Source organism: Rhodococcus sp. R1101 (assembly GCF_000278445.1).
Lineage (GTDB): Bacteria > Actinomycetota > Actinomycetes > Mycobacteriales > Mycobacteriaceae > Rhodococcus > Rhodococcus gordoniae.
The window spans coordinates 1-898 of the sequence record NZ_AJVB01000828.1 but is presented as its reverse complement, the minus strand read 5'-3'; the positions used below and the strand labels follow the sequence as shown (position 1 = coordinate 898).

Annotated in this window: 2 protein-coding genes; one reads left to right on the top strand and one right to left on the bottom strand. The window is 69.7% G+C overall.

Annotated features, from left to right (window positions below):
- A partial coding sequence (locus R1101_RS28750; protein WP_016935770.1) for an MFS transporter occupies nucleotides 1-578 on the top strand: 578 nt, incomplete at its 5' end.
- A 16-nt stretch (nucleotides 579-594) separates the two neighbouring features.
- Here the strand turns inward: R1101_RS28750 and R1101_RS0124525 are convergent.
- Nucleotides 595-898: siderophore-interacting protein (locus R1101_RS0124525; protein WP_016935769.1), on the bottom strand; the 304-nt coding region annotated here is incomplete at its 5' end.

Genomic DNA, 898 nt, shown 5'->3' with positions numbered 1-898 from the left:
TCGTCACGCAGAACATCCTCGGACTGAGCCCCGGCCAGTTCTCGTTGGTGTTCGCCGTCAACTCGCTCGGCCTGGTGCTGGCCAACGCCGTCAACACCCGCCTCATCGGACGATTCGAGGTGCGGACACTGCTGCTCTTCGGTGTGACCACCATGTTCGCCGCAGGCGCCTTGCTGCTGCTGACAATGGTCGTCGTCGGCTATGTGGGAGCGCTGATCCTGCCGTTGCTGTTCGTCGCGATCAGCATGATGGGCCTGACACTGGGCAACGCCACCGCGCTGGCCCAGTCGCAGGTCCCGAAGGCGGCAGGTACGGGTTCCGCCGTCATCGGTGCCTCCCAGTTCGGTCTCGCCGCCGTCGTCTCCCCGCTCGTCGGGCTCGGCGGTGAAGGCACCGGCATCCCGATGGCCGTCGCCATCGTGATCTGCTCGGGACTCGCGCTCGCCTCCGCCGCGGTGCTGGCGCGTGACTCCGCCACGGTGCCGACGCGTGACTCCGCCGCGGTGCCGACGCGTGACTCCGCCACGGTGCCGACGCGTGACTCCGCCACGGTGCCGACGCGCGACTCCGCGAGCTGACCAGGGCCCCCGCCCGTCAGTTGGTCTCCACAGCAGCCAATTCGCTCTTCCACACACGGAAGCCTTCCTCCGTGCGTCCGCGACGCCAGTACCCCGAGATCGACGCGCGCGCCGGCGGCACGGCCCGTTCCTTCCGCAGATACGGCCGGATGTGCTTCATGACCGCCTCGGCTTCGCCGTGCACGAAGACCTGCACGTCGCCGCCCGGCCACGGCATGGCCTTCACCGCGGCGACGAGCGGCGAGTTGCCGTCGATCAGGTCGGCACCGGCGTCACCGGCCGCGACACCGCGATGGAGCCACGTGATGTCCACCCCCGCC